16 protein-coding genes and 2 pseudogenes are annotated in these 24,272 nt (G+C 53.4%); 11 read left to right on the forward strand and 7 right to left on the reverse strand.

All coding sequences use genetic code 11. From position 1 onward, the window contains the following. Positions 1-149 precede the first annotated feature (149 nt). The 9 genes from rhaB to LOZ86_RS19755 all read left to right on the forward strand — a co-directional run bounded on the left by rhaB (position 150) and on the right by LOZ86_RS19755 (position 14,631). The gene (rhaB, locus tag LOZ86_RS19715) at positions 150-1,640 is read left to right on the forward strand and encodes a rhamnulokinase (RefSeq protein ID WP_039482028.1); all 1,491 of its coding nucleotides are present in this window, start codon (positions 150-152) and stop codon (positions 1,638-1,640) included. Then, complete coding sequence (locus LOZ86_RS19720) at positions 1,637-2,899, forward strand: L-rhamnose isomerase (RefSeq protein WP_039482031.1); 1,263 nt, start codon at positions 1,637-1,639, stop codon at positions 2,897-2,899. Before rhaB ends, LOZ86_RS19720 begins: the two co-directional genes overlap by 4 nt. A 4-nt stretch (positions 2,900-2,903) precedes the next feature. Beyond that, on the forward strand, positions 2,904-3,728 hold the full coding sequence (rhaD, locus tag LOZ86_RS19725) for a rhamnulose-1-phosphate aldolase (protein ID WP_010285281.1): 825 nt from the start codon (positions 2,904-2,906) through the stop codon (positions 3,726-3,728). A 78-nt stretch (positions 3,729-3,806) separates the two neighbouring features. Then, on the forward strand, positions 3,807-4,121 hold the full coding sequence (gene rhaM, locus LOZ86_RS19730) for an L-rhamnose mutarotase (protein ID WP_039482034.1): 315 nt from the start codon (positions 3,807-3,809) through the stop codon (positions 4,119-4,121). A gap of 557 nt (positions 4,122-4,678) precedes the next feature. Next, on the forward strand, positions 4,679-6,256 hold the full coding sequence (locus LOZ86_RS19735) for a methyl-accepting chemotaxis protein (RefSeq protein ID WP_039482037.1): 1,578 nt from the start codon (positions 4,679-4,681) through the stop codon (positions 6,254-6,256). A 479-nt stretch (positions 6,257-6,735) separates the two neighbouring features. Beyond that, complete coding sequence (gene mgtA / locus LOZ86_RS19740) at positions 6,736-9,447, forward strand: magnesium-translocating P-type ATPase (protein WP_039482041.1); 2,712 nt, start codon at positions 6,736-6,738, stop codon at positions 9,445-9,447. A 438-nt stretch (positions 9,448-9,885) separates the two neighbouring features. Beyond that, entirely contained in the window at positions 9,886-11,835 is a 1,950-nt protein-coding gene (locus LOZ86_RS19745) for a methyl-accepting chemotaxis protein (RefSeq protein WP_039482045.1), read from the forward strand. Positions 11,836-12,496: 661 nt separating this feature from the next. Continuing rightward, positions 12,497-13,165: a carbonic anhydrase gene (locus tag LOZ86_RS19750; protein ID WP_072012355.1), complete on the forward strand. Its 669-nt coding sequence runs from the start codon at positions 12,497-12,499 to the stop codon at positions 13,163-13,165. Beyond that, positions 13,162-14,631, forward strand: a complete 1,470-nt coding sequence (locus LOZ86_RS19755; RefSeq protein ID WP_230242656.1) for a SulP family inorganic anion transporter — start codon at positions 13,162-13,164, stop codon at positions 14,629-14,631. Before LOZ86_RS19750 ends, LOZ86_RS19755 begins: the two co-directional genes overlap by 4 nt. Positions 14,632-14,680: 49 nt before the next feature. On the opposite strand, the pseudogene LOZ86_RS19760 reads toward LOZ86_RS19755, so the two are convergent. After that, a pseudogene (locus tag LOZ86_RS19760) lies at positions 14,681-15,283 on the reverse strand (DUF1615 family protein); the annotation flags it as partial. Between LOZ86_RS19760 and LOZ86_RS19765 the strand changes: the two are divergent. After that, a pseudogene (locus LOZ86_RS19765) lies at positions 15,267-15,569 on the forward strand (HNH endonuclease); the annotation flags it as partial. The pseudogenes LOZ86_RS19760 and LOZ86_RS19765 sit on opposite strands and share 17 nt — an antisense overlap. Positions 15,570-15,594: 25 nt before the next feature. On the opposite strand, the gene LOZ86_RS19770 reads toward LOZ86_RS19765, so the two are convergent. The 3 genes from LOZ86_RS19770 to LOZ86_RS19780 are packed head-to-tail and all read right to left on the reverse strand — an operon-like array spanning position 15,595 to position 19,008. Continuing rightward, a complete protein-coding gene (locus LOZ86_RS19770) occupies positions 15,595-16,938 on the reverse strand; it encodes a HEAT repeat domain-containing protein (RefSeq protein WP_039482054.1) in 1,344 nt (447 codons plus the stop codon). 38 nt (positions 16,939-16,976) lie between these two features. Beyond that, positions 16,977-17,768 carry a nucleotidyltransferase domain-containing protein gene (locus LOZ86_RS19775; protein WP_039482057.1) on the reverse strand — a complete coding sequence of 264 codons (792 nt, stop codon included), beginning with the start codon at positions 17,766-17,768 and terminating at the stop codon, positions 16,977-16,979. Positions 17,769-17,772: 4 nt separating this feature from the next. After that, the gene (locus tag LOZ86_RS19780) at positions 17,773-19,008 is read right to left on the reverse strand and encodes an RtcB family protein (protein ID WP_106389044.1); all 1,236 of its coding nucleotides are present in this window, start codon (positions 19,006-19,008) and stop codon (positions 17,773-17,775) included. Positions 19,009-19,199: 191 nt separating this feature from the next. Between LOZ86_RS19780 and rtcR the strand changes: the two genes are divergently transcribed. Next, positions 19,200-20,786, forward strand: coding sequence for an RNA repair transcriptional activator RtcR (gene rtcR / locus LOZ86_RS19785; RefSeq protein WP_039482060.1), 1,587 nt, complete (start codon positions 19,200-19,202; stop codon positions 20,784-20,786). Between the two features lie 228 nt (positions 20,787-21,014). On the opposite strand, the gene LOZ86_RS21370 is transcribed toward rtcR, so the two are convergent. The 3 genes from LOZ86_RS21370 to LOZ86_RS19795 form a co-directional block, all read right to left on the reverse strand. Continuing rightward, complete coding sequence (locus LOZ86_RS21370) at positions 21,015-21,149, reverse strand: hypothetical protein (protein ID WP_258210425.1); 135 nt, start codon at positions 21,147-21,149, stop codon at positions 21,015-21,017. A 60-nt stretch (positions 21,150-21,209) separates the two neighbouring features. Beyond that, on the reverse strand, positions 21,210-22,823 hold the full coding sequence (locus LOZ86_RS19790; protein ID WP_039482063.1) for a methyl-accepting chemotaxis protein: 1,614 nt from the start codon (positions 22,821-22,823) through the stop codon (positions 21,210-21,212). Between the two features lie 214 nt (positions 22,824-23,037). After that, positions 23,038-24,117, reverse strand: a complete 1,080-nt coding sequence (locus tag LOZ86_RS19795) for an alpha/beta fold hydrolase (protein ID WP_039482479.1) — start codon at positions 24,115-24,117, stop codon at positions 23,038-23,040. Positions 24,118-24,272: the final 155 nt, after the last annotated feature.

The following is a 24,272-nucleotide window of genomic DNA, read 5'->3' on the forward strand; positions in this document are numbered from 1 at the left end:
ATTCCCTAAATAATTTCCCAGATTGTGAGCCCTTTCACGGCCAGCTTTGTCATTTTGCCAGCCGCCTGTTGTTGATGGCACTCATAGGAAGGTGGCTTCTGTTACCGCTCTTTACACTGCAACACATCCAACAAGTAAGGAGTGCGGCTATGGCGGTGAAGAATATCGTGGCGGTGGATTTAGGTGCATCCAGTGGTCGGGTCATGCTGGCAACCTTGCACACCGCAACGCGGCATTTGACGCTGAAAGAAATTCACCGTTTCAGCAATACGCTGGTGTTTCAGGACAACCATCATCAGTGGGATCTGGCCGCGCTGGAAGGCGACATCCTCACCGGATTACACCAAATCGATGCCATGGGTATCGCCCCCGATAGCATCGGGATCGACAGTTGGGGCGTGGACTACGTGCTACTCGATAAGGACGGGCAGCGTGTTGGCCTGCCGTATTCCTATCGCGACCACCGCACCGACGGCGTAATGGCCGCGGTTACCGCAGAACTGGGACGTGAAACGATCTATCAGCGTACCGGCATTCAGTTCCTGCCGTTTAATACGCTGTACCAGCTTAAAGCGCTGGGCGATGCGCCCTCTGACGCTCTGGATCAGGCAGCACACCTGCTGATGATCCCCGACTATTTTCACTATCGCCTCACGGGGAATGTCGTCTGCGAATACACCAACGCCAGCACGACCCAACTGCTTAATCTGGAAAAGAAAACCTGGGACAGCGAACTGCTGGAGTATCTGGGCATCCCGCGCCGCTGGTTGAGCGATCCGGTACAACCGGGGCACGCCGTCGGAAACTGGGCAGCGCCGAGCGGACGACACATTCCCGTTACTGCTGTCGCCACGCACGATACCGCCAGCGCGGTAGTCGGCGCACCGTTGCTGAGCCGCGACAGCGCCTACCTCAGTTCCGGCACCTGGTCGCTAATGGGCATCGAGAGCGACACGCCGTTTAACAGTCCGCAGGCGCTGGCCGCCAATATCACCAACGAAGGCGGCGTAGACGGCACCTATCGGGTGCTAAAAAACATCATGGGTCTGTGGCTGCTACAGCGCGTTTGTCAGGAGCGTAATATCAAAGATTTAGGTGCGCTGATTCAGTCCGCCACCGCCGTGCCCGCCTTCGCCAGCCTGATTAACCCCAATGACGATCGCTTTATCAATCCGCCGTCCATGCATCAGGCGATCTGCGACTATTGCCGTGAGCACGGCCAGCCCGTGCCCCACAGTGATGCCGAACTGGCACGCTGTATCTTCGACAGCCTCGCGCTGCTCTATCGGCAGGTGGTACTGGAACTGGGCGAACTACGCCACGCGCCAATCCGCCAGTTGCATATTGTCGGCGGTGGCAGCCAGAACGCCTTCCTGAACCAACTGTGCGCCGATGTATGCCAGATTCCGGTTCTGGCCGGGCCGGTCGAGGCCTCGACGCTTGGCAATATCGGCTGCCAACTGATGGCGCTGGGCGCCGTTGCCGACCTTGCCGCATTCAGGCACATGCTGACTCATAACTTCCCTCTGCATCGCTATACCCCGCGTGCGGAGAGTGATTTTGCCGGGCACTGGCGTCGTTTTCAGGCGCTCAGCCAGCCAGAAACCGCCCCACAGGGCAAAAAGGAGACTACGCAATGAGCACACCAATTGAAGCTGCCTGGCAGTTGGCAAAAGCACGTTATGCCAGCCTAAATGTTGACGTAGAGGCCGTGCTGGAACAGCTCGACCAGATTCCGGTGTCAATGCACTGCTGGCAGGGCGATGATGTAGCCGGATTCGAGAACACCGGCGGGCCACTGACCGGCGGTATTCAGGCCACTGGCAACTACCCCGGTAAGGCGAGCACGCCAGATGAACTGCGTGCCGATCTGGAACAGGCCTTTGCGTTGATCCCCGGTCCTAAACGGCTGAACCTGCACGCCATCTATCTGGAATCCGCGCAGCCCGTCGCCCGTAACGAGATTGCCCCCGAGCATTTCAGTTCCTGGGTCGCATGGGCCAAGCGCCACCAGCTTGGGCTGGATTTTAACCCGACCTGCTTTTCTCATCCGCTGAGCGCGGACGGCTTTACTCTGTCGCATCCAGACGAAAAAGTACGCCGCTTCTGGATTGAACACTGTCAGGCCAGCCGCCGGATTTCCGCCTACTTCGGGCGCGAACTCGGCACGCCGTCTGTAATGAATATCTGGGTGCCGGACGGTATGAAAGATTTGACCATCGATCGTCTGGCGTTCCGCCAGCGGCTGCTGAGCGCGCTGGATGAGGTCATCGCCGAACCGCTCGATCAGGCACACCATATCGACGCGGTGGAAAGTAAGCTGTTCGGGATCGGCGCGGAAAGTTTTACCGTCGGATCCAGCGAATTCTGCCTTGGCTACGCGGCTAGCCGCGGCACCGCGCTCTGTCTGGATGCCGGACACTTCCACCCAACCGAAGTGATTTCCGACAAGATTTCCAGCGCAATTCTTTACGTCCCGCGCCTGCTGCTGCACGTCAGCCGCCCAGTACGCTGGGACAGCGACCATGTGGTGCTGTTGGACGACGAAACGCAGGCCATCGCCCACGAAATCGTGCGCCATAAGCTGCTTAACCGCGTGCATATCGGGCTCGATTTCTTTGATGCCTCGATCAACCGCATCGCCGCCTGGGTCATCGGCACCCGCAATATGAAGAAAGCCCTGCTGCGCGCGCTGCTGGAACCTACGGAAACGCTGCGCACACTGGAACAAAACGGCGATTACACCGCGCGTCTAGCCCTACTAGAAGAGCAAAAATCGCTACCGTGGCAGGCCGTGTGGGAACACTACTGCCAGCGTCATGACGTCATCCCGGGCAGCGAATGGCTGCAACAGGTACGTCAGTATGAAGAAACCATCCTCACTCAACGTCAAGGGTAAGACTATGCAAGCAATTCTCTCTTCCTGGTTTGTACAGGGAATGATTAAAGCCACCAGCGACATGTGGCTCAAAGGCTGGGACGAACGTAACGGCGGTAACGTCAGCCTGCGCCTGACGGCTGAGGATGTGACGCCTTATGAAAGCGATTTCTATCCACAGCCGCGCCATGAAGCCCTTTCGCAGCCGATGCCTGCACTGGCTGACTGCTGGTTTATCGTCACCGGCTCCGGCAAATTCTTCCGCAACGTGCAGTTGGATCCGGCTGATTCACTGGTGGTGTTGCAGGTCGATAGCGACGGTAAAGGCTATCGCATTTTCTGGGGGCTCACCAACGGCGGCCTGCCGACGTCTGAACTGGCTTCGCATTTCCAGTCGCACATTGTGCGTATGGGCGTCACCCACGGACGCGACCGCGTTATCATGCACTGCCACGCGACCAACCTGATCGCCTTGAGTTATGTGCTGGAGCTGGATACCGCTAAGTTCACCCGTGAACTATGGGAAGGCAGCACGGAGTGTCTGGTCGTCTTCCCGGACGGCGTGGGGATTGTGCCGTGGATGGTGCCGGGCACCGATGCCATTGGCGATGCCACCTCCGAACAAATGAAGCGTCATTCGCTGGTACTGTGGCCCTTCCACGGCATCTTCGGCACCGGACCGACGCTGGATGAAGCCTTCGGCCTGATCGATACCGCAGAGAAATCCGCCGAAGTGATGGTGAAAGTGATATCGATGGGCGGTAAGAAACAGACAATCTCGACCGAAGAACTGATCGCGCTGGGTAAACGTTTCGGCGTCACGCCAATGGAAGCCGCACTACGCGTGTAGTGCACATAACGATTAGGCCTCAAACCGCCACGGCATTACCGCCGTGGCGTTCTGCCAACGACTACGGGAGATTCATCCATGTTGCGTAAGGCTTTTGTGATGTCAGTTTTTCCTGGCAGTCACGATGAATATCAGCGTCGCCACAATCCTATCTGGCCGGAACTGGCCGAGGTGCTCAAGAACCACGGTGCACACCACTACAGCATTTTTCTGGATAAGCAGCGCAATCTGCTGTTCGGCTATGTCGAGGTCGAATCCGAAGCGCGCTGGGAAGCGATTGCACAAACGGATGTCTGTCAGCGCTGGTGGAAACACATGAGCGACGTCATGCCCGCCAACCCTGATAACAGCCCGGTTAGCGATGCACTGGAACCGGTGTTCTATCTGGACTAAGGCATCCTCTGAACCAAGCATCATCGCGTAGCGGTAATAACATTACCGCTGCGTCATTATTTTGAAGAGATAAAAAAGAAATAACGTGTCACTTAATTAATGAGTCCCGTTAGTTATTATCATTATTTTTAATTTACATACCCTAAATAATTCGAGTTTCAGGAAGGCAGCAAGCGAAGGAGTCCCGATGAGCTTACTTGAGTAAGTGATTCGGGTGACTGAACGCAGCCAACGCACATGCAACTTGAAGTATGACGGGTATAAATAATTATCGATTATTGATGGCTATCACATTTTATTTTTCCTATTTGTGAAATATAGTTTTCTCACATTAAAAATAAAAACATTTATTAAAACAATATTTAACAACCCGCTTTCACTTAAAATAATCCATTACCAGTTTAAAAATAAACAGAATTTAGTCTCGCCATAATGAGTCTGGTTATTATTAAATGCCGTTTATTCACCAACCTCTCTTTATCGAATTACGTATTATAAAGATCTTATTTTATTTGCCGTTATCACTACTACCTTCTCTATAATCAATAAGAATAACGATGAAATTTTCTCAGCTCACAGTGTTCTCTAAATTATTGCTCGGTTTTTCGATCCTGATAGCGATGATGTTGTTATTAGGTGTGGTTTCACTACTCCAACTTAGCGTTAATAATAGTCGCATTGATGAATTAAGCAGCAGCAGCCTACCCGGCGTGCGATATAGCCTGGAAATGCGCGGCTCGTTATCCGAAACGCGTTTGCAGCAAATACAATATATCGATTCCAAAGCCCCCGAAGAACGCGAAGGCCACCGCAAAGAATTACTGCAAAACGCCGATGCCTTCCTTACCGCGTTTAAGAACTACCAAGCCATTGCTAACAGCGAGGATAAAAAAGCGCTGATTAAGGTGATTGGCGAAAACTTCTCCGGCTTTAACTCAGTCAATGCCACGCTGGTTGATACCGTCAATCGGGGCGATCTGGCAGAAGCGAGTAAAATCAGCGGCGCAAGCTCTTCCAAGTATCGTAGTCAGTTGATGAAAGATCTGGCTAAGCTGGTGGATATGGAATTGGCGACGGCAAAAAATATCGTCGTCAGTGCCGATTCAACTTACCGGACCTCCCAGTACTATGTTTGGGGATTGTTGCTGCTCGCCCTGCTGGCCACCGCAATTATCGCGACCGTTATCTCACGTAATATTTCACGCCAGCTCGGCGGCGACCCACATTACGCCCAAGAAATCATGACTGAGATTGCCTCTGGTAATCTGACGGCGAAAATCCAACTGCGCCAAGGGGACAACAGCAGCCTTCTGGCCTCAATCCACTACATGAACCAGCAGTTGATGAGCATCGTGCACACCATCATGAGCGGCAGTGAATCCATCTCGCTGGCGTCCAACGAGATTGCTCAGGGCAACAGCGACCTGTCGCAGCGTACTGAAGAGCAGGCGGCCTCGCTGATTCAGGCATCGGCCAATATGCAGCAGCTAACGCACACCGTGCGTCAGAATGCGGATAACGCCAAGGAAGCGAGCCAGTTGGCCCAGCAAACCTCGGTAACGGCCTCTCAGGGCGGGCTTATCGTGGACGACATGCTCAAACGTATGCATGAAATCTCCGACAGTTCACAGAAGATCGTCGATATTATCGCCGTGATCGAAGGGATTGCCTTCCAGACCAATATCCTTGCACTGAACGCCGCAGTAGAAGCGGCCAGAGCGGGCAGCGAAGGGAAAGGATTTGCCGTTGTAGCGGGTGAAGTCCGAACGTTGGCACAAAAGAGTGCCAATGCCGCCAAAGAGATCAAAACGCTGATCGAAGGCACCGTCGAGAAGATTACCGACGGCTCCGCGCGGGCAGACAAAGCCAGCCAGGCGATGTCGGAAATTGTGCAGTCGGTGAAAAAGGTCACGGATATCGTGGCGGAGATTTCTCAGGCCTCCAACGAGCAGCATATTGGCATCAAAGAAATCAGCCTAGCGGTAGAACAAATGGATCGGGTCACTCAGCAAAACGCCGCGCTGGTTGAAGAATCCGCCACGGCGGCACACGCTATGACGGAACAGGGTGCACAGTTGCGTGATGCGGTTCGTTTCTTCAAAGTGAATCAGGACCACACGCTGAGAATTCATTAATGCTCCTCTGCCCCGCCAGCGACTCGGCGGGGCAGCCCCCTATTTCTGAGCACTGTTTTTTCTGATAACTATTGCTTCTGATAACGGCCCTTCCAAGTCTCTCGCCTATAACGACACAATACGCCGCAGGGACACCTGCTGTCTCGCCCTGTTTGATTCATGAACAAACGTTGACGTCTGGTTTAGGCAAACAGGGTTATAATAGCAGTACTACACTACGCTGTGTTTCTACGTAATGGGCTTCGTCAGCTGACGACTATTTTTTACATCTCGCCGCACGGCGATAAGGAGACAACATGGACGAGCACCCTCGATGGCCCGGTAAACCGCATCCGTTAGAATAAGGACCGTCTTCTTCCTCGACCTCTCTGTTCTCTCCGTCTGCGCCGTTTACCTCCCTTAATACCTTCATTTTTTTCCGCTTTACGTCCCTTTATCCGGGATGCGCGGCGGACAGGCAACATTAAGAGAGCAGCATCATGACCGATATGATCACGCAAACGGGGTATCGCCGCGCCCGTAAGACACCCACGACCACCTTTGCGATTGCCCGCGAGGCACAAAACAGCCTCGATCAAACACTGGCTAACCTGAACACGCATCTGCACGGCTTAAGCCATGATGACGTCATTGAGCGCCAGCAAATCTATGGCGAAAACCGCGTCGCTCATGAAAAAGCGCCGCACGCGCTGGTGCAATTGGCCGCCGCGTTTAATAACCCGTTTATTTACGTACTGATGGCGCTGGCCGCTATCAGTTTTTTCACCGACTACTGGCTACCGCTGCGCCATAACGAAGAGACATCGCTCACTGGCGTGCTCATCATTCTGGTGATGGTGAGTCTGAGCGGCCTGCTGCGTTTCTGGCAGGAGTTTCGGACCAATAAAGCCGCTGAAGCACTGAAATCGATGGTGCGGACAACGGCCACCGTGCTGCGCCGCCCTCACGCCAGCGCCACTGCCGTCATGCAGGAAATTCCGCTTCAGCAGTTGGTTCCCGGCGATATTTTGACGCTCTCCGCCGGCGATATGGTGCCAGCGGATGTTCGACTGGTGGAATCTCGCGATCTGTTCGTCAGTCAGGCCGTCCTGACCGGTGAGTCGCTGCCGATCGAAAAATACGACGTATTCAGCGATATCAGTGCCAAAGGCTGTCAGCCTGCAAGCTGTGTAGGCGAAAGCGATCTGCTGGCACTCTCCAACGTCTGCCTGATGGGAACCAACATTTCCAGCGGCACGGCAACGGCCATCGTCGTGGCGACCGGCAGCCATACCTACTTTGGATCGCTGGCAAAATCGATTGTCGGCACCCGTTCCCAAACCGCCTTCGATCGCGGCGTGAACAGCGTAAGCTGGCTGCTGATCCGCTTTATGATTGTGATGGTGCCTGTCGTGCTGCTGATTAACGGCTTCACCAAAGGCGACTGGATGGAGGCTAGCCTGTTTGCACTGGCGGTCGCCGTCGGACTGACGCCGGAAATGCTGCCGATGATTGTCTCTTCGAATCTGGCAAAAGGCGCGATCGCCATGGCGCGGCGTAAAGTGGTGGTCAAACGACTGAACGCGATTCAGAACTTTGGCGCAATGGACGTCCTGTGCACCGACAAAACCGGCACGCTGACGCAGGATCGCATCATCCTTGAACATCACCTGAATACGCAGGGTCAAGTCGATGCGAGCGTACTCCAGCTCGCCTGGCTCAACAGTGCGCACCAAAGCGGCATGAAAAACCTGATGGATCAGGCCATCATGCATTTTGGTCGCCATAATCCTGCCATCGCCGCGCTGGGTCGCTATCGCAAAATCGATGAGCTGCCGTTTGATTTTATTCGCCGTCGTCTGTCCATCATCGTTGCCGATGAACACAACCAGCAACGCCTGATTTGCAAAGGCGCGGTAGAAGAAATGCTGGCGGTCGCCACGTACGTGAGTGAAAACGGGCAGCAGTATGAACTGGACGACGAGCGCCGCAGTACGCTGAAAACGCTGGCGGAAAGCTACAACCAACAAGGGTTCCGCGTGCTGATGATCGGCACCCGTGAACTGAGTCCGGTAGGCAGCACGCTGCCGCTGAGCGCCGAGGATGAGCGCGACCTGACAATTTGCGGTCTGCTGACGTTCCTCGATCCACCAAAGGAAAGTGCTTCTGCTGCCATTCGCGCCCTGCATGAAAACGGCGTGACGGTTAAAGTTCTGACGGGCGATAACGCGATTATTACCAGCAAGATCTGCCGCGATGTCGGGCTGGAACCGGGCGAGGTGCTGGAAGGCAACGCTATCGATGCGCTCAGCGATGAACAGCTCGGCGTTCTGGTAGAACAGCGCACCATTTTTGCCCGACTGACCCCGCTACAAAAATCCCGCGTGCTGAAAGCACTACAGGGGAATAGTCATACGGTCGGCTTTTTGGGCGACGGTATCAACGATGCCCCCGCCCTGCGCGATGCCGATATCGGGATTTCTGTCGATACGGGTACAGATATCGCCAAAGAATCGGCCGATATCATTCTGCTGGAAAAGAACCTGATGGTGCTGGAAGAAGGGATCATCAAAGGGCGCGAGACGTTCGGTAATATCATCAAATACCTGAACATGACCGCCAGCTCCAACTTCGGTAACGTGTTTTCCGTGCTGGTCGCCAGCGCCTTTATTCCGTTCCTGCCGATGCTGGCGATCCACCTGCTGATTCAGAACCTGATGTACGACATCTCTCAACTGTCGCTGCCGTGGGACAAAATGGATAAGGAGTTCCTGCGTAAACCGCGTAAATGGGATGCCAAAAATATCGGTCGCTTCATGCTGTGTATCGGGCCGACGTCATCGATTTTTGACATCACCACCTACGCACTGATGTGGTTTGTGTTTGCCGCCAACAGCGTAGAGCATCAGGCCCTGTTTCAGTCAGGCTGGTTCGTTGAGGGGTTGCTGTCGCAAACGCTGGTGGTGCACATGCTGCGTACCCAGAAGATCCCGTTCATTCAGAGTACAGCGGCACTGCCGGTGATGCTGATGACTGGGCTGGTGATGGCGCTGGGTATCTATCTGCCGTTCTCCCCGCTGGGGCCGCTGGTCGGTTTGCAGCCGCTGCCGTGGGAATATTTCCCGTGGCTGGCCGCCACGCTGATTGGCTACTGCACCGTCGCTCAACTGGTCAAACGCGCCTATATTCGCCGCTTCGGCCAATGGTTCTGATCCCTTCTTTATCCCTTCACGGCGGGTGCGCTGTTGCCCGCCAAATCAGGAGCCTCTATGAAACCTTCTCGCCATGCATTCAGGATCGTTGTCTTCTTTCTTGCCCTGATTTCACTGATTAACGTCACGATGCTGCTTACCGTAATTTAGACTGTAAAAATACCGATACAGTGGCAAAAATATATACCACCTTGGATGTAGCATAAGTTAACAATATCATTGCTAAAAAAAGAGAATAAATCACATAATCAATTAAATAATAAGGATTATATCTCATACCACGTAGTGGTAATCAAAATAGACATAGCTTTTTTAAGGGAATCATGGGGTCAGCGCTAAACCATTCCCTTATTAGGCCGAAACTAAAATAAACCCCTGTCTACTTTTGCAAACTGCACATGTCAGGAACGGACTACTTGCAGGCTATGGAGCACACCTATGAAATCCCTTCATCACATCTCGATCCGTAGTAAGTTCATTCTTGCCCTTCTCCCACCCATCCTTGCCCTCCTCTGGTTCAGTTTTTCCGGCGTGATGGAACGCCGCAATACAGAAAATGAAATGATCCGTATGGAGAAACTCATCACGCTGGCGCGCGATGCAGGCGAGTACGCTCACCAGTTACAGCGTGAGCGCGGCTTAAGCGCGGGCTATTTTGGCAGTCAGGGGAAAAATTTTGGCCCAGAGCTCACCACGCAGCGGCAAGCCACCGATCGGGCACAGCAGGTGCTTGAGCAAACCGCCGCAAACCTGAGCCGCGCCGAACTTGGGGATGCCGTCAGCGAAGAACTCGGTCGTGTCACGCAGAAAACACAACAGCTTGGGGAACATCGCCGCAGTGTCGATAGCATATCGATACCCGTCGCCCAAGCCATTGGCTACTATTCCGACTCGGTCAGCAATCTGCTGAATATCGTCGGGGATATGGCCCATCTGGTCAGCGATGGCGGTATCGCCCAGCAGCTGGCGGCCTATTACAACCTGCTGAACGTCAAAGAGCAGGCTGGGCTTGAACGCGCCGTGCTCTCCAACACGTTCTCTGCCAACAGCTTTGCTACTGGTATGTTCGAACGTCTGAACCAGATGGTTGGCCGGGGAGATGCCTACACCACAGCCTATAACATGTTCGCCAATCCCGAGCTGCGCAGGGCTTTTGAACAGGCACTTAGCAATCCTTCTGCACAGAGTGCACTTCAGATGCGCAACAAGGCCATCACCTCTCCTGGCGGCAATTTTGATATCGATGCTACTCAGTGGTTTAACCAACAAACGGCAAAAATCGATGAGTTGAAAAAGGTTGAACAACTCGCCACCAACGACCTGACGGCACAGGTGAATACCTTAGCCGCCGATGCCCGCCAGTCCTGGATTAGCTATCTGGCCGGTGCACTGGTTTCTCTGCTCATGGCACTCGGTCTTGCTTCCATGGTCATGCGCAGCATCAACGAGCAGCTTCAACAAACGCTGACGACCATTCGCGAGATGGGCGGGGATCTTACGCGCCGCCTGCGCGTGCCGGGAACCGACGAACTGTCACAGCTGAATCAGGCGTACAACGCCTCACTGGAAAACATCGCCGATATGGTGGTGAGTATTAAGCGCAGCTCGCAGACGATCGGACAAGCCAGCAGCGAGATCGCCAATGGCAATCAGGATCTGGCGCAGCGTACCGAAGAGCAATCCGCTTCGCTGGTGCAAACCGCCAGCAGCATGGAGGAGATTACCGTTACGGTAAAACAAACCGCTGACTTTGCCGGACAGGCGCGCCAGTTGACGACAGAGGTAGACGATCAGGCTCACCGTGTCGGCACCATTACCGAATCGGCCAGCGGTGCGATGGAAAGAATTCAGGACGCCAGCCAGCGCGTGAACGCCGTAGTGTCCGCCATTGATGCCATTGCCTTTCAAACCAACCTGCTGGCGCTGAACGCGGCGGTTGAGGCCGCACGAGCAGGGCAGCATGGCCGCGGGTTCTCTGTCGTCGCAGCAGAAGTGCGTCAGCTGTCGCAGCGCAGTGCAGACGAAGCGGGCAAAATCCGTGCGCTCATCGCCGACAGCATTGCCAGCGTCAGCGAAGGGACGAAGCTGGTGAACCAATCGAACCGAGGGATTAACGATATCGTCACTGGCACTCGTAAAGTGCGCGATTTGGTCAATGAAATCGCGGTCGCCGCCGATGAGCAATCGCTGGGCATCGCGCAAATTAACGAAGCGCTCAGCCAGTTAGAAATGGTCACGCAGCAGAATGCGACGCTGGTTTCTCAGGCTTCCGTTGCCAGCCAGTTACTGGATGAACAGGCGATTGAAATGGAATCGCTGGTCAGCCGCTTCAAGGTTGAGGACAGCGCACCGCAGCAGACTTTGCGGCAAGCGCTGTTAGCAAGGTAGAGCATAGACCGACAGTAGATACTTTCAGCTCTCTTAGCCGGGCGATAGCCCGGCTCCATCTCATTATTTAGACGATACCCGTCATACTTCGAGTTGCATGTGCGTTGGCTGCGTTCACTCACCCGAATCACTTACCTGAGTAAGCTCATCGGGATTCACTCTCTTGCCGTCTTCCTGAAACTCGAATTATTTAGGGTATATATATTCCGTATTATCCTCATCGCTCCCTCTATTTATTTCCACACTTTATATTGGGTTAATTTGGATAAAATATATTTTATATTTCCAAACATAATAATAATTGGTACCCTCGTCACTTTAATTAACTAATTAAACTGGATGTCGATAACGCATTACTTTATATAAAAAGGTCTGGAAATAAGGATATAAATTGCAATATCAATGCAACATTAAATACCTAACCTCAAAGAAGGTTAAGTAAAATAGTTTTTTCTTATCATAAGAACATTAATCACAACACTTTGTTTTAAAAGAAATTAAATAATCATTTGTTTATATCACCAACAAATCAAAAATATAAGAAAATTCTCAATAAGCGTCAAAATTCAGAAAACACCAGAACTAAATTTAATTATGCCTAACTTAATTAAGTGAAGGCTAATAATTAATGATTCCGTTTTCCTTCCCAACTGGGCGGGAAATATCCCTGTGTTTTCTAAAGAGAGAGTTTAATTTGACGACATTAAAACCCCTATTAGCCAAAAACCGCAGTTGGGCTACGTTGCGTCGCCAACGTCATCCCCACTATTTCAGAAAGCACACGCAGGGCCAGACGCCCCACTCACTCTGGATCGGCTGTTCAGACAGTCGTGTTCCTGCTGAAGTGCTGACGGGTTCTGCGCCCGGCGAGCTTTTTGTTCACCGCAACATCGCGAATATGGTGGTGGCAGACGACGATAACTTCATGAGCGTGCTGCAATATGCCCTCGAATACCTGCATGTTTCACGCATCGTGCTCTGCGGCCACTATGGCTGTGGCGGTGTTCAGGCGGCGGTGAACCTACCCGACATGGGGCTCGCTCAGGAGGATTCCGCCCTTTCCCGCCGCATCACGGATCTTCGTCAGGCGCTTTCTCCGCATATTGCCGCCTCGCAAGATAGCGATGCCGATGAAAGCACGCGCCAGAATCAACTGGTGGAAGCCAACGTGCTGGCACAGTTCGCCCACCTGATCGCCTGTGAACCGGTGCAAAAAGCCTGGCGCAATGGCGTCGAGCTTGATGTTTTCGGCTGTGTCTACGACCTGCATAGCGGTCATCTGAAAGAACTCATCCACCGTCACGCCCAGAAACAGGAGGCATCCCCATGAATCTGAGCACACTCCGACATGATATCCCCGCAGGGCTCGTCGTCTTCCTTGTTGCCCTGCCACTGAGCCTCGGTATCGCGCAGGCCAGTGGTCTTCCTCCTTTTGTCGGTCTGTTGACCGGCGTCGTCGGCGGTATCGTCGTCACCCTGTTCAGTCCATCTCGCTACGCCGTCAGCGGCCCTGCCGCCGGTCTGGTTACTATCGTCTCCGGCTCTATCGCCAGCTTGGGATCGTTTTCAGCCTTGCTATTGGCGATCATGCTCGCAGGCGTACTGCCATGCATTATGGGCCTGCTGCGCGCTGGGCGTTTCATTACGCTTATCCCCGGCACCGTGATTAAAGGCATGCTGTCTGCTATCGGCATCCTGCTGATTATTCAGCAAATCCCGCTTGCCTTCGGCTCGGACGGTGAGGACGACCTGAAATCGTTCTTCGACGCCTCCGAACCTGGATTCTCCGCCAGCGCGCTGACCGTCTGTCTGGTCGGGCTGGCGATTCTTTGGCTCTGGACCACCAAGCCCGTGCAGAAAATCGGCGCATTTAGCTGGCTTCCCGGCCCGCTGGTCGCCGTGCTCTTTGGCGGACTCTTTACCGTCTACGGCGAGCGCCTGTCTACCGAGATGGTCGATAACCTGCCACGTATTGTCCTGCCAGAATTTGGCAGTCTGGAACAGCTGAGGGGAGAGATGACCCGCCCTGACTGGCAGGCGTGGAAGAACCCAGCGGTTTATGTCGTCGCGGTGACCTTAGCGCTGGTGGCTAGCCTGGAAACGTTGTTAAGTCAGGAAGCGCTGAAGAAAATTCGTCCGCAGCACCCCGCGCCTTCGCCGGATAAAGAGATGCGTGCGCAAGGTATCGGGAACATGCTCAGCGGTTTTCTGGGCGGACTGCCAATCACTGCGGTGATCGTGCGCAGCTCCGTCAACGTCAACGCCGGCGCGCGTACCAAATTCTCCATCCTGCTGCACGGCGTGCTGCTACTGCTCTGCGGCCTGTTTATGACCGATTTGCTCAACGTCATCCCGCTTGCCAGTCTGGCCGCCGTGTTGCTGTACACCGGCTATAAGCTGGCTTCTCCGCAACAGTTCCTGCTGCTGTGGCGACAGGGTTTGCAACAGTTCGTGCCTTTCGCTGCGACCGTTATCGGGATCATCGTGTTTGGGATGCTGGCAGGCATCGGGATTGGCATCGTGACCCAGTTGGCCTTCAGCATTTACAAAAGCCACCGCAACGCGATGCAGCTCACGCGCTACGGCGACCACTTTGTCCTGAGCTTTCAGCAGAACCTGACATTTATACACAACCCGCGTCTGCAAGGCCTGCTCAACAAGATCCCCGCCAACAGCGTCGTGATTGTCGAACACGACAATGCCGACTACATCGACCCCGATGTCCGCACGATGCTGGAAGATTTCCGCGAGAACGCGCAAGAACGCGGCATTAAACTCAGCCAGTGGCCGGTTTGACGCACTAATCGCCGCGAATGACAGCAGCGCCCTCGGTGGAGGGCGCTGCCTATTTAGCCCTTGCCAAACACCGCTGGCGACGCTCGTCGACCCGATTGGCAAACCACGCCGTAGTGAGTTTACGGGTGATTTTCGGGCTTTCCAGCGTGATGCTCGGCAGGATGGCGCGCGGCGCCTTCGTACCCGACTTATCCGCCATCGCAAAGACGCGCTCATACAGGCTGGTGTCTTCAAAATCGAGGCTATTGCCTTTCTCCAGCGCACGACGAATGGCGCTGTCACTCATGTCCAACCGTTTCCCCAATGCGCGAACCGCCAGTTCCGTAGCGCTGGCTTTGTCCGAACCGTAGTTGATTAAATCACCGTCCAGCGCCAGCTTGATCCCCGTCAGACGGCTAACGGCACGCTGGAACGCCGCATTTCGGCTGGCATACCATCCTGCGTTAAAATCCGCGAATCGGTATATCGACTGCGGATAATTCGCCGGATAGCCCAACAGGTGTTTGATGCCAAAGTACATCCCACCACGACGGCTAAACACCTCCTGACGAATCGTGCCGTCCACGGTATACGGATAGCCCTTCGCGTTAGCTTCCGCAAACGCGATGCTCACCTGCATCGGCCCGCCGGTATGCACCGGATTGGAAGAACCCGCGCTACTGGTCGCCAGCCATATTCAACCGTGGAAAACGGCAGCAGAACATCGCCTCAATCCCAGCAATGGTCTCTGCCTGTCCAACCTGCACGACAAAGCCTTTGATATGGGACTCATCAGCTTCAACGATTCGCTGGAAATGCTGCTTTCCCCACGCATCAAAAAGCTGAAAAGCGCCATCAGCGACGTCAATTTCGCCCAGTACGAAGGCAAACAAATCCACGTGCCAGACACCTACCCGCCAAACCTGTCGCAGATGGCATACCACCGTGAGCATATTTTTTGGGACAGGGGTAAAAAGCGACAAATCAACTATACAAAAACAGGGCGATATAGGGGCTGTCGCGCGAGATGACATGCGGATTTTCATCAAGCAGCATCCGCAAACGTACCTGCTGTCGCGTATTCGGCAACATGCCCGAACGGTTGAACCGCTGTACCCAGCTCGCCACGCTAGCCTGCGTTAGTGCGGTATTTTCTGACTTAGTGTTATCCAGCAGGAACACCAGCCAATCCCATTTATTCAGCTTGTGTGCTAGAAAGTAGTACACCTCAGCGTGTTCTCTGGAAGACGCGCTGTCCAGACAACATTGAAGCTCAGGCAGCGACAGATAAATGTTCTGCTGGTAAAGCAGCTTCCGCGCCACCTTCGCAATAGCCAGCGAGGGGTGACGCAGAGAGGCCAACAGCCGCTCACGCGCGTCGTCACCCGTACGCAGAATGAGAATGCGCAACGCACTGTAGTAAAGGCTGGGATAGCGCTCGTCCAGATAGCGTTCCGCCAATGCCACAATGCCTTCATAGCGATGTTCATCCAGCCCCCAGAGCGTGATTTTGCGCACTGTAACGGTACTCGCCCGATCCAGTGCCGCAAGATAATGCGCAACCGGATCGTCGTTTCGTTCGCGCAGCAGCGCTGAGGCACGTTGACGCACCAATGCGTTCTTATCAAACAGTAAGGCAATCAGTTGAGGTTCAGGCACGGGGAACGCATTGTCTATAACGTACTGCAACGCAACCTGCTTGATGGGGGCGAACGTGTCTTTCAACAGAATGGTCAACACGTCGTGACCGACATCCTTGTCCGCACTGAGCAGATACCGCGCCGCGATCGCTCTGACTAACGGATCGCGATGCAACATCGCCTGACCAAAGATCTGCTTCAACGGGAATCGCTCACGCTCAGCCAGAATATCCAGTGATAATCGGGCGACGGTTTTGTCTTCCGAACACAACCCCGCGAATAGCGACGGCGCATGCGCTTCCTCGGCCAGAAAGCTGACGATCTCCTCCACCAGCGGCTGATGATCTTCTCGCTGGCACTGCAATAGCCAGAAAATGGCAGGCAAATTGGCGACAAAAGACGCGGTGTTATTCGGCGTTAACAGCAGCCGCACGCTCTGTTTAGCCGCACGACGTACCGGTTCAGCCCAATCATTCACCCGCTCAATCAGCGCTGGCAATGCAGAGAGCTCGTCCATGAAGCCCAGACACAGCACCGCACGCTGCCGAATATGCCCGTTATAGTGACGCGTGAGTGTTATCAGGTGTGACGCCGAACCCAGTGCATCAGCCTGCGCGGGCCGATAATAGTTATCTGGTGAGGCCACCAGCTTTTCCAACTGTTGCAGGAGCAAATTGTACGATGCCATATTCCTTGCCTTCTCTTTTTTCGCTTCCATATCAATGCTTACGCCATCACCGTCCGATACAGCAGTGCATCCAGCATCGTATCGTCAACAGACTGACTGTCTGGTAGCACAACAGGGTTATCAGCATCATTCAGCATTTGCGTGATGAACGCGTGGATCGCCTCTCGGCGCGGGCCATATTCCGCCTCACCCGAACGCTGTTTGATCTCCAGCAACTGATGGATTTCAGCCAGCAGATATGGGTCGTCTACCGTTCCTGCAAGCAACTGTGAAAAACGCATGGGCGGCATACCCTTGCCTGCCTCTATCCAGCGTACCGCCAGCAGCGGACGCAGGACGTAAAAATACTTTTTGAGACGTACCGTTTCGTCTTGCAGATAACCACGAAAATTTTTACGCGCCATCGACAGATAGTGCCAGCGTGCCTTGGACGGTGAGAACCACGTCGGCACCGCTGCCCGCAGTGCGGACGTAGCGTTCAGATCCTCCTGATAGACCACGGGCGAATCCAGCCATTCGATCAGTGTCGGGTTAGCCCGCTTTAGCAAGCAGAGCGCTTTACGCCATTCCCAACCGCAGACGTCCAGCTCATCGTCGATGGGCAGTTCTATCACATCGCGCTGTGCTTCAACGCGCAGATACCACTCCGGCCGATGCACATAGAGGAAGCGTACGTCGTAATCACTATCTGGGGACGCAAATCCCCAGCCACGGCTGCCCGATTCACAGGCATAGAGCACTTTGACCTGATAACGTTCTTCTACATCCTGTAGAACTAATTTTATCCGCGTCCGCATGGCAGCATCGACGCGATAATCGTGTTCCATCATGATCTTACCCTTTCACACACACCACCTGACGCAGCGTGTGCACAATTTCCACCAGCGATGACTGTGCCGCCATCACCTTATCGATATCTTTGTACGCCATCGGGATTTCATCGATAACGTCGCTGTCTTTTCTGCATTCGACGTGTGCAGTCGCGCGAATCTGATCTTCTACCGTGAAGCGTTTTTTCGCGGCGGTACGGCTCATGGTTCTCCCCGCGCCGTGACTACAGGAGCAAAAGCTCTCTTCGTTCCCCAATCCGCGCACGATAAAGCTCTTCGCGCCCATCGACCCCGGAATAATCCCCATCTGACCTTTCTGCGCCGACACCGCCCCTTTACGAGTGATCAGCACCGATTCACCAAAGTGCGTTTCACGCTGCACGTAGTTATGGTGGCAGTTCACGCCTTCCTGCTGGGTGGTAAACGGCTTCGTCACAATACGGGACAGCGCCGCCAGCGTATGCGACATCATCACTTCACGGTTATGACGGGCAAAATCCTGCGCCCAGTCAACTGCTTCAATGTAATCGTCAAAGTGCAGGCTTCCTTCCTCGAAGTACGCCAGATTACGGTCCGGCAGATTCGCAATGTGCTGCTGCATATCTTCCTGCGCCAGCTTGATGAACAGCGAGCCAATCGCGTTCCCCACACCACGCGACCCGCTATGCAACATCACCCACACGCGATCCACTTCATCCAGACAGATTTCGATAAAGTGGTTACCCGTTCCTAGCGTTCCCAGATGCTGATAGTTGTTGGTTTTCAGCAACTGCGGATATTTATCCGTCAAACGTTTAAAACGCGGTTCCAGCAGTGACCAGTGCGCATCCACCGTCTGCGGCGGGTTCTGCCAGGAACCGACATCGCGTTTGAAACGCGTTACGCTACGTCCGTGCGGCACCGCTTGTTCAATCGCGCTACGCAGCCCCAGCAGGTTATCCGGCAGGTCGCTGGCAACCAGTGACGTACGCACCGCGATCATCCCACAGCCGATATCCACACCAACCGCGGCGGGGATAATCGCGCCACGGGTGGGGATCACGCTACCAATCGTCGATCCTTTTCCCAGATGCACATCTGGCATCACCGCCAGATGTTTAAAAATGAACGGCATTTTGGCCGTATTCAACAGTTGGTCACGGGCTTCCGGCTCCACAGGCACACCCTGCGTCCACATTTTTACCGGCGCGCTATTCACTGGTGACATCATGTCGTAAGCCTGCGTTTTCATTTCTTCCATTTTTCATTCTCTTTGTTTGTCATTGTTCACCTGAGATATAGCGAAAGACGTGCCAGCTTTCTGAAAACAACAAAATAAAAATATAATCAATTGATAATTAACAAATAAAAAATTAACCACCTGCGCTAGTAACGAAATAAAAGAACGGGTAAATTTATCCTATAGGATAATAATTTATATAAAGGTATCGCATGAAGCGTCGCGTCGTCATTGGTGTGCTGGGCACCACGCTGGACAAACGGGGTAAACGGGAAAATCGCTGGACGAAATGGCGGCCCACCGTTGGCCTGTGCCAGCAGCCGGATTTTCCAGTCGACCGTCTGGAACTGCTGCACCAGTCACGCAACGAAGGAATGGCACAACAGGTGGCGGAGGATATCGCCGTGGTGTCACCCGCCACGCGGGTCACGCTTCAGGCCGTTGAACTGCGCGACCCGTGGAATCTGGAAGAGGTCTACAGCGCCTTTCTGGACTTTGCGAGCCGCTACCCGTTCGATACCGAGAACGAAGAGTATTTCGTTCACATCACCACCGGCACCCACGTCGTGCAGATTTGCTGGTTCCTGTTAACCGAAGCTCGCTATCTGCCCGCCAAGCTGCTGCAAACTGCACCGGGAGAGAAAACGGATCGACCGGCACCGCAGGGCATCTACTCCGTCATCGATCTGGATCTCAGCCGCTATGCTACCCTCACCAGCCGCTTCCAACATGAGCAGGAGCACTCGGTCTCGTTCCTGAAATCAGGCATCGAGACGCGTAATGCCACGTTCAATACGCTGATCGACCAGATTGAACGCGTCGCACTGCGTTCCACCGCACCGATGCTCTTAACCGGCCCAACCGGTGCGGGGAAATCCTTTCTGGCACAGCGTATCTACCAGCTACGCCAGTCGCGGCATCTGGTTAGCGGTCGGTTTGTTGCGGTTAACTGTGCCACGCTGCGCGGCGACAATGCGATGTCGACACTATTCGGTCACGTCAAAGGCGCGTTTACTGGTGCATTGCAGGCCAGAACCGGACTGCTACGTGAAGCGGACGGCGGGATGCTGTTTCTGGATGAGATCGCCGAACTCGGGCTGGATGAACAGGCCATGCTGCTCAAGGCCATCGAAGAAAAACGCTTTTTGCCCTTTGGCTCAGATAAAGAAGTCAGCAGCGATTTCCAGCTGATCGCTGGCACACACCGCAACCTGCACGAATGGATCGCACAGGGCAAATTTCGTGAAGATCTCTACGCCCGTATCAACATGTGGACTTTCCCTCTACCGGGGCTGGCGGAACGTCGGGAAGATATCGAACCGAACATTGAGTATGAACTCCAGCGCTTCACACGAGATCACCAAACACAGATCCGCTTCGATAAAGACGCCCGACAGCGCTACCTCGCCTTTGCTAGCTCGTCACAGGCAGCATGGCGCGGAAACTTCCGCGAACTCGGTTCCTCCATTGCCCGCATGGCGACACTGGCGGAACAAGGGCGCATCACCGTGGCACTAGCAGAGGAAGAAATCACTCGCCTGCGGGCCAGTTGGCAGAGCAATGCCCCGACAACCGCGCTATCCGAGCTGCCGCCCGAACTCGCCAACATCGACCTCTTCGAACAGCGCCAGCTTGAAACCGTGCTCGACGTCTGTCGCACCTCAAACTCGCTCTCCGAAGCAGGCCGCCGCCTCTTCGCCGTCTCACGCAAGCAAAAACAGAAGCCTAATGATGCCGATCGATTGCGTAAATATCTGGCACGTTTTGGGCTGAGCTGGGAGGGGTTGAAGCGGGTATAAGTGTGAAAGAATATAGCTCTGGGTTGGGTAAAAACAAGCAGATTGATGTGGATGTGAAAGTATCCCAGTAAACCGAATCATTCGCTTTTAGAGATCTTCCGACATACCAATCATTTCCCCCTACAATCCCAACACCAGCCCGCTATAGGCAGCATGAACGTTCTCAGGTAGCAGCGCTTGCGTTTATGGTCAACGATCCAGTTCGTGGCCGATGTTGGTCAGATACCGTTATTTGGGATTTAGTTGGATGAAAATCTCAAACACATGGAGAACGGCTTTCAACTGCGTAAACAGGATAGGATGAACATCCATTTCCAGCGTCAGATGCCGTGGCCACTCCAGTTCCATCAGCACATCGACCAAAGGGAAGTCACCTGTCTTCGCTGCCCACATAACACTAGCGAAAACAGGTGATAAGATCAGTTAACGATTAGCGGGCAGCAGCCGGCGCAAACTGGGCAGCACGTTGTCCATTTCCATGTTTTCTCTTGCGATCTGGAAACGGGAAACGGACTGTTGCAGATTAATAACCTGCTCCTGAAGTGAATTCGCCGAGGTCGCCACTTCTGATACCAAGGACGCATTCTGCTGAGTCACACCATCCATCTGATTGATGGCGATATTGATCTGCGAAATACCGCGGCTCTGCTCGCTGGAAGCCAGCGTGATCTCATCCATGATGTCGACCACTTTTTTCACATCCATCAGCACTTCGTCCATGGTGTTACCCGCAACCTCAACCAGCCCCGCGCCCTTTTCAATACGGCTGAGAGAATCGTCGATCATGGTGCCGATCTCTTTCGCGGCTGTCGCACTGCGCGCAGCCAGCATCCGCACTTCGGAAGCTACCACCGCAAAGCCTTTACCGTATTGACCCGCACGCGCAGATTCCACCGCCGCGTTCAGCGCCAACAGGTTGGTCTGGAAAGCGATGCCGTCGATGACACCAACAATGTCGGAGATCTTGGCAGAACTCTGCTTGATGGAACGCATGGTATCAACCACTTCAGAGACAACGTTCCCGCCGCGAGACGCGGAATTAGAGGCTTTCAGCGCCAGATCGTTGGCTTTACGCGTGTTGTCTTCGTTGTTTTTCACCGTCGACATGATCTGTTCCATGCTTGAAGCGGTTTCATCCAACGAGGCCGCCTGCTGCTCGGTACGGCTGGAGAGATCGATGTTGCCGGAGGCAATTTCCTCGACACCTACGCTGATCGCATCAGTACCGTTACGCACCACACGCACCATATTTTCCAGCCCGTCGCGCATGCGTTGAACCGCGGCAAACAGCAGTGCAATTTCATTTTTTCCGCTGTTATCAATTTGTGCCCGCAGATCGCCTTCGGCGATGCGGTCAAAGACGGAAATAGCCTGATTCAGCGGTTTCACGATCATGTTGGTCACCACAGACCAGGCCAGCACAGCCAGCAGCAACGCACAGGCAATCGCACCGTACAGGATGGTTTCCATCAGCTCGACGCGTCCATTCGAATCCGCGTAGGCTTCATCAATGCTCTTCAGCTTGAAGGCAACCAGCGCTTTAGAGGATTTATCAAACGCGGCATACAGCACCGTCGATTTCCCGGCACGCTGACGATATTCATCCAGATTCCCTGCGTTAAGCGCTGCAAATGCCGGATCGATAAACTCCTGCATCAGCGTATTACGCTTTTCAGCCATGTCCGCAGAAATGACTTTCTCCGCTTCGGACTGCGGGTATTTCAGGTATTCCTGCCACTTTTCACTGGCACCGTCGACCTTGCCTCTGGCACGTCCCAGTGCGACTTTAGCCGCCTCGACGTCCCCTTTCCCCATTAATGATTCGTACAGACGCAAATCCAACCGGCCACGCAACAGCAGTTCGGAGCTGTCATTCAGCGCAACCAGCCCTGGCAGCACTTCCATATCGACACGAGCAAATGATTTATTCCCCGACTGAACGGCAACCAACCCTAACACGCCGACGAAAAGCAGTAACGCCGCTAACGAAAACACCATCATGCTGAGTGCAGTACGGATCTTTATCTTACGAAACATAAATTATCCCTGTGGCCTAAAAATAAGAAAGGATGAGCGCCAGCTCCAGAGCAGAGCCGTTCCGTTATTTACGTAATAGTCGTTATTCATTTTTCCAGACGTGTTAATTCCCACGAACTGAAATAAATTCGTTATAAAACCGTAATAAAAATAAAGAAACGTATAAAAAAGATAATGACCGACAGAAAATAGGTATTCTGTCGGTCAGTAGGATTTATTTTTTATTCTTTTTCTGAGACTGATTCTTTTCTAAGAAACGTTGTAATTCATCTTTATAAAACTTCGCCGACATCATCGTGCCATGCCCACTGGTATCTTTACTGGCAGGAATAAGGAACAACGTCGCCTGCTTAATTTTCTTAAGCTCATTATCCAAGATGCCTGTTTCAATAGGATTACGCTCATCATCCGCAGAGTTAATCACCAGAACAGGCGCCTTAATTTTATTCAGTTCCGGTGCCGCGTTATAATTTGCAGACGAGCCCCAGATATAAATAAAGTCATTCGCATCGCTGGTTGACGGTGCCGCAAGGCGATCTTCTACCAGTTTGTCCGCCTGCGCGCGCGTCGGCGCTTTGCTCTGATACGCCAGCGTGCCGCCGGTGGTAGCAATGCTGAACATAATGTTGGCCGTTTTCAGCGTTGGCGGCTGCTGTGTGTAATCACCGTTATTCCACACCGGATCGTTCTTGATGGATTCAATCAAAATGCGGCGCATCATCCAGTTACGACCAGACAGTTCATTTGGCAGCGACGCCATTGGCACCAGCGCATCCATCATGTCTGGGTATTTTTCACCCCAGAGCCAGGTTTGCATGCCGCCCATGGAATATCCCATCACCAGACGCAGGTGGTTAATGCCCAGCCCTTCTTTGATTAAGCGATATTGTGCCTGCACCATATCGTTATAATCGTACTGCGGGAATTTCATCCGTAAGCCGTCTGACGGTTTGGACGATTTTCCAGAACCAATGCTCTCCGGCATGATAATAAAGTATTTGCTGCTATCCAGCGCCTGACCCGGCCCGAACAGCTCTCCGCCAAAGCCATTGGCTAGCAGTGATTTAATCGGCTGGTTCGTTCCATGTAGCAATAAGATAGCGGGCTTGGTTTTATCACCGATCGTGTAGTAGTGAATACGCAGATCTTTTAATTTTTCGCCGCTGTTGAAGGTAAATTCTGGCGCAATCCAGTCGCCTTCTTTGGGCTCTGGGAAATTGGCCTGTGCATGCGTTAATGGTGACAGCATTAACAGAAATGCGCCCACCACCCCTGATAGAATTCGATTAATCATAAATAACTCGTCGGTAATCATGAAGTCATGAAGCCGCGATTTTAATGTCTATTAGGAAAAATCCCAATAAACATAAGCGGACTAATAATAAAAAGAGATTATTCTCTGATTTTTTTATTTATCGCGAGAGATTCTACAGATAGTTTTTAATAGGA

This window comes from Pectobacterium parvum (genome assembly GCF_020971565.1).
Classification (GTDB): Bacteria; Pseudomonadota; Gammaproteobacteria; order Enterobacterales; family Enterobacteriaceae; genus Pectobacterium; species Pectobacterium polare.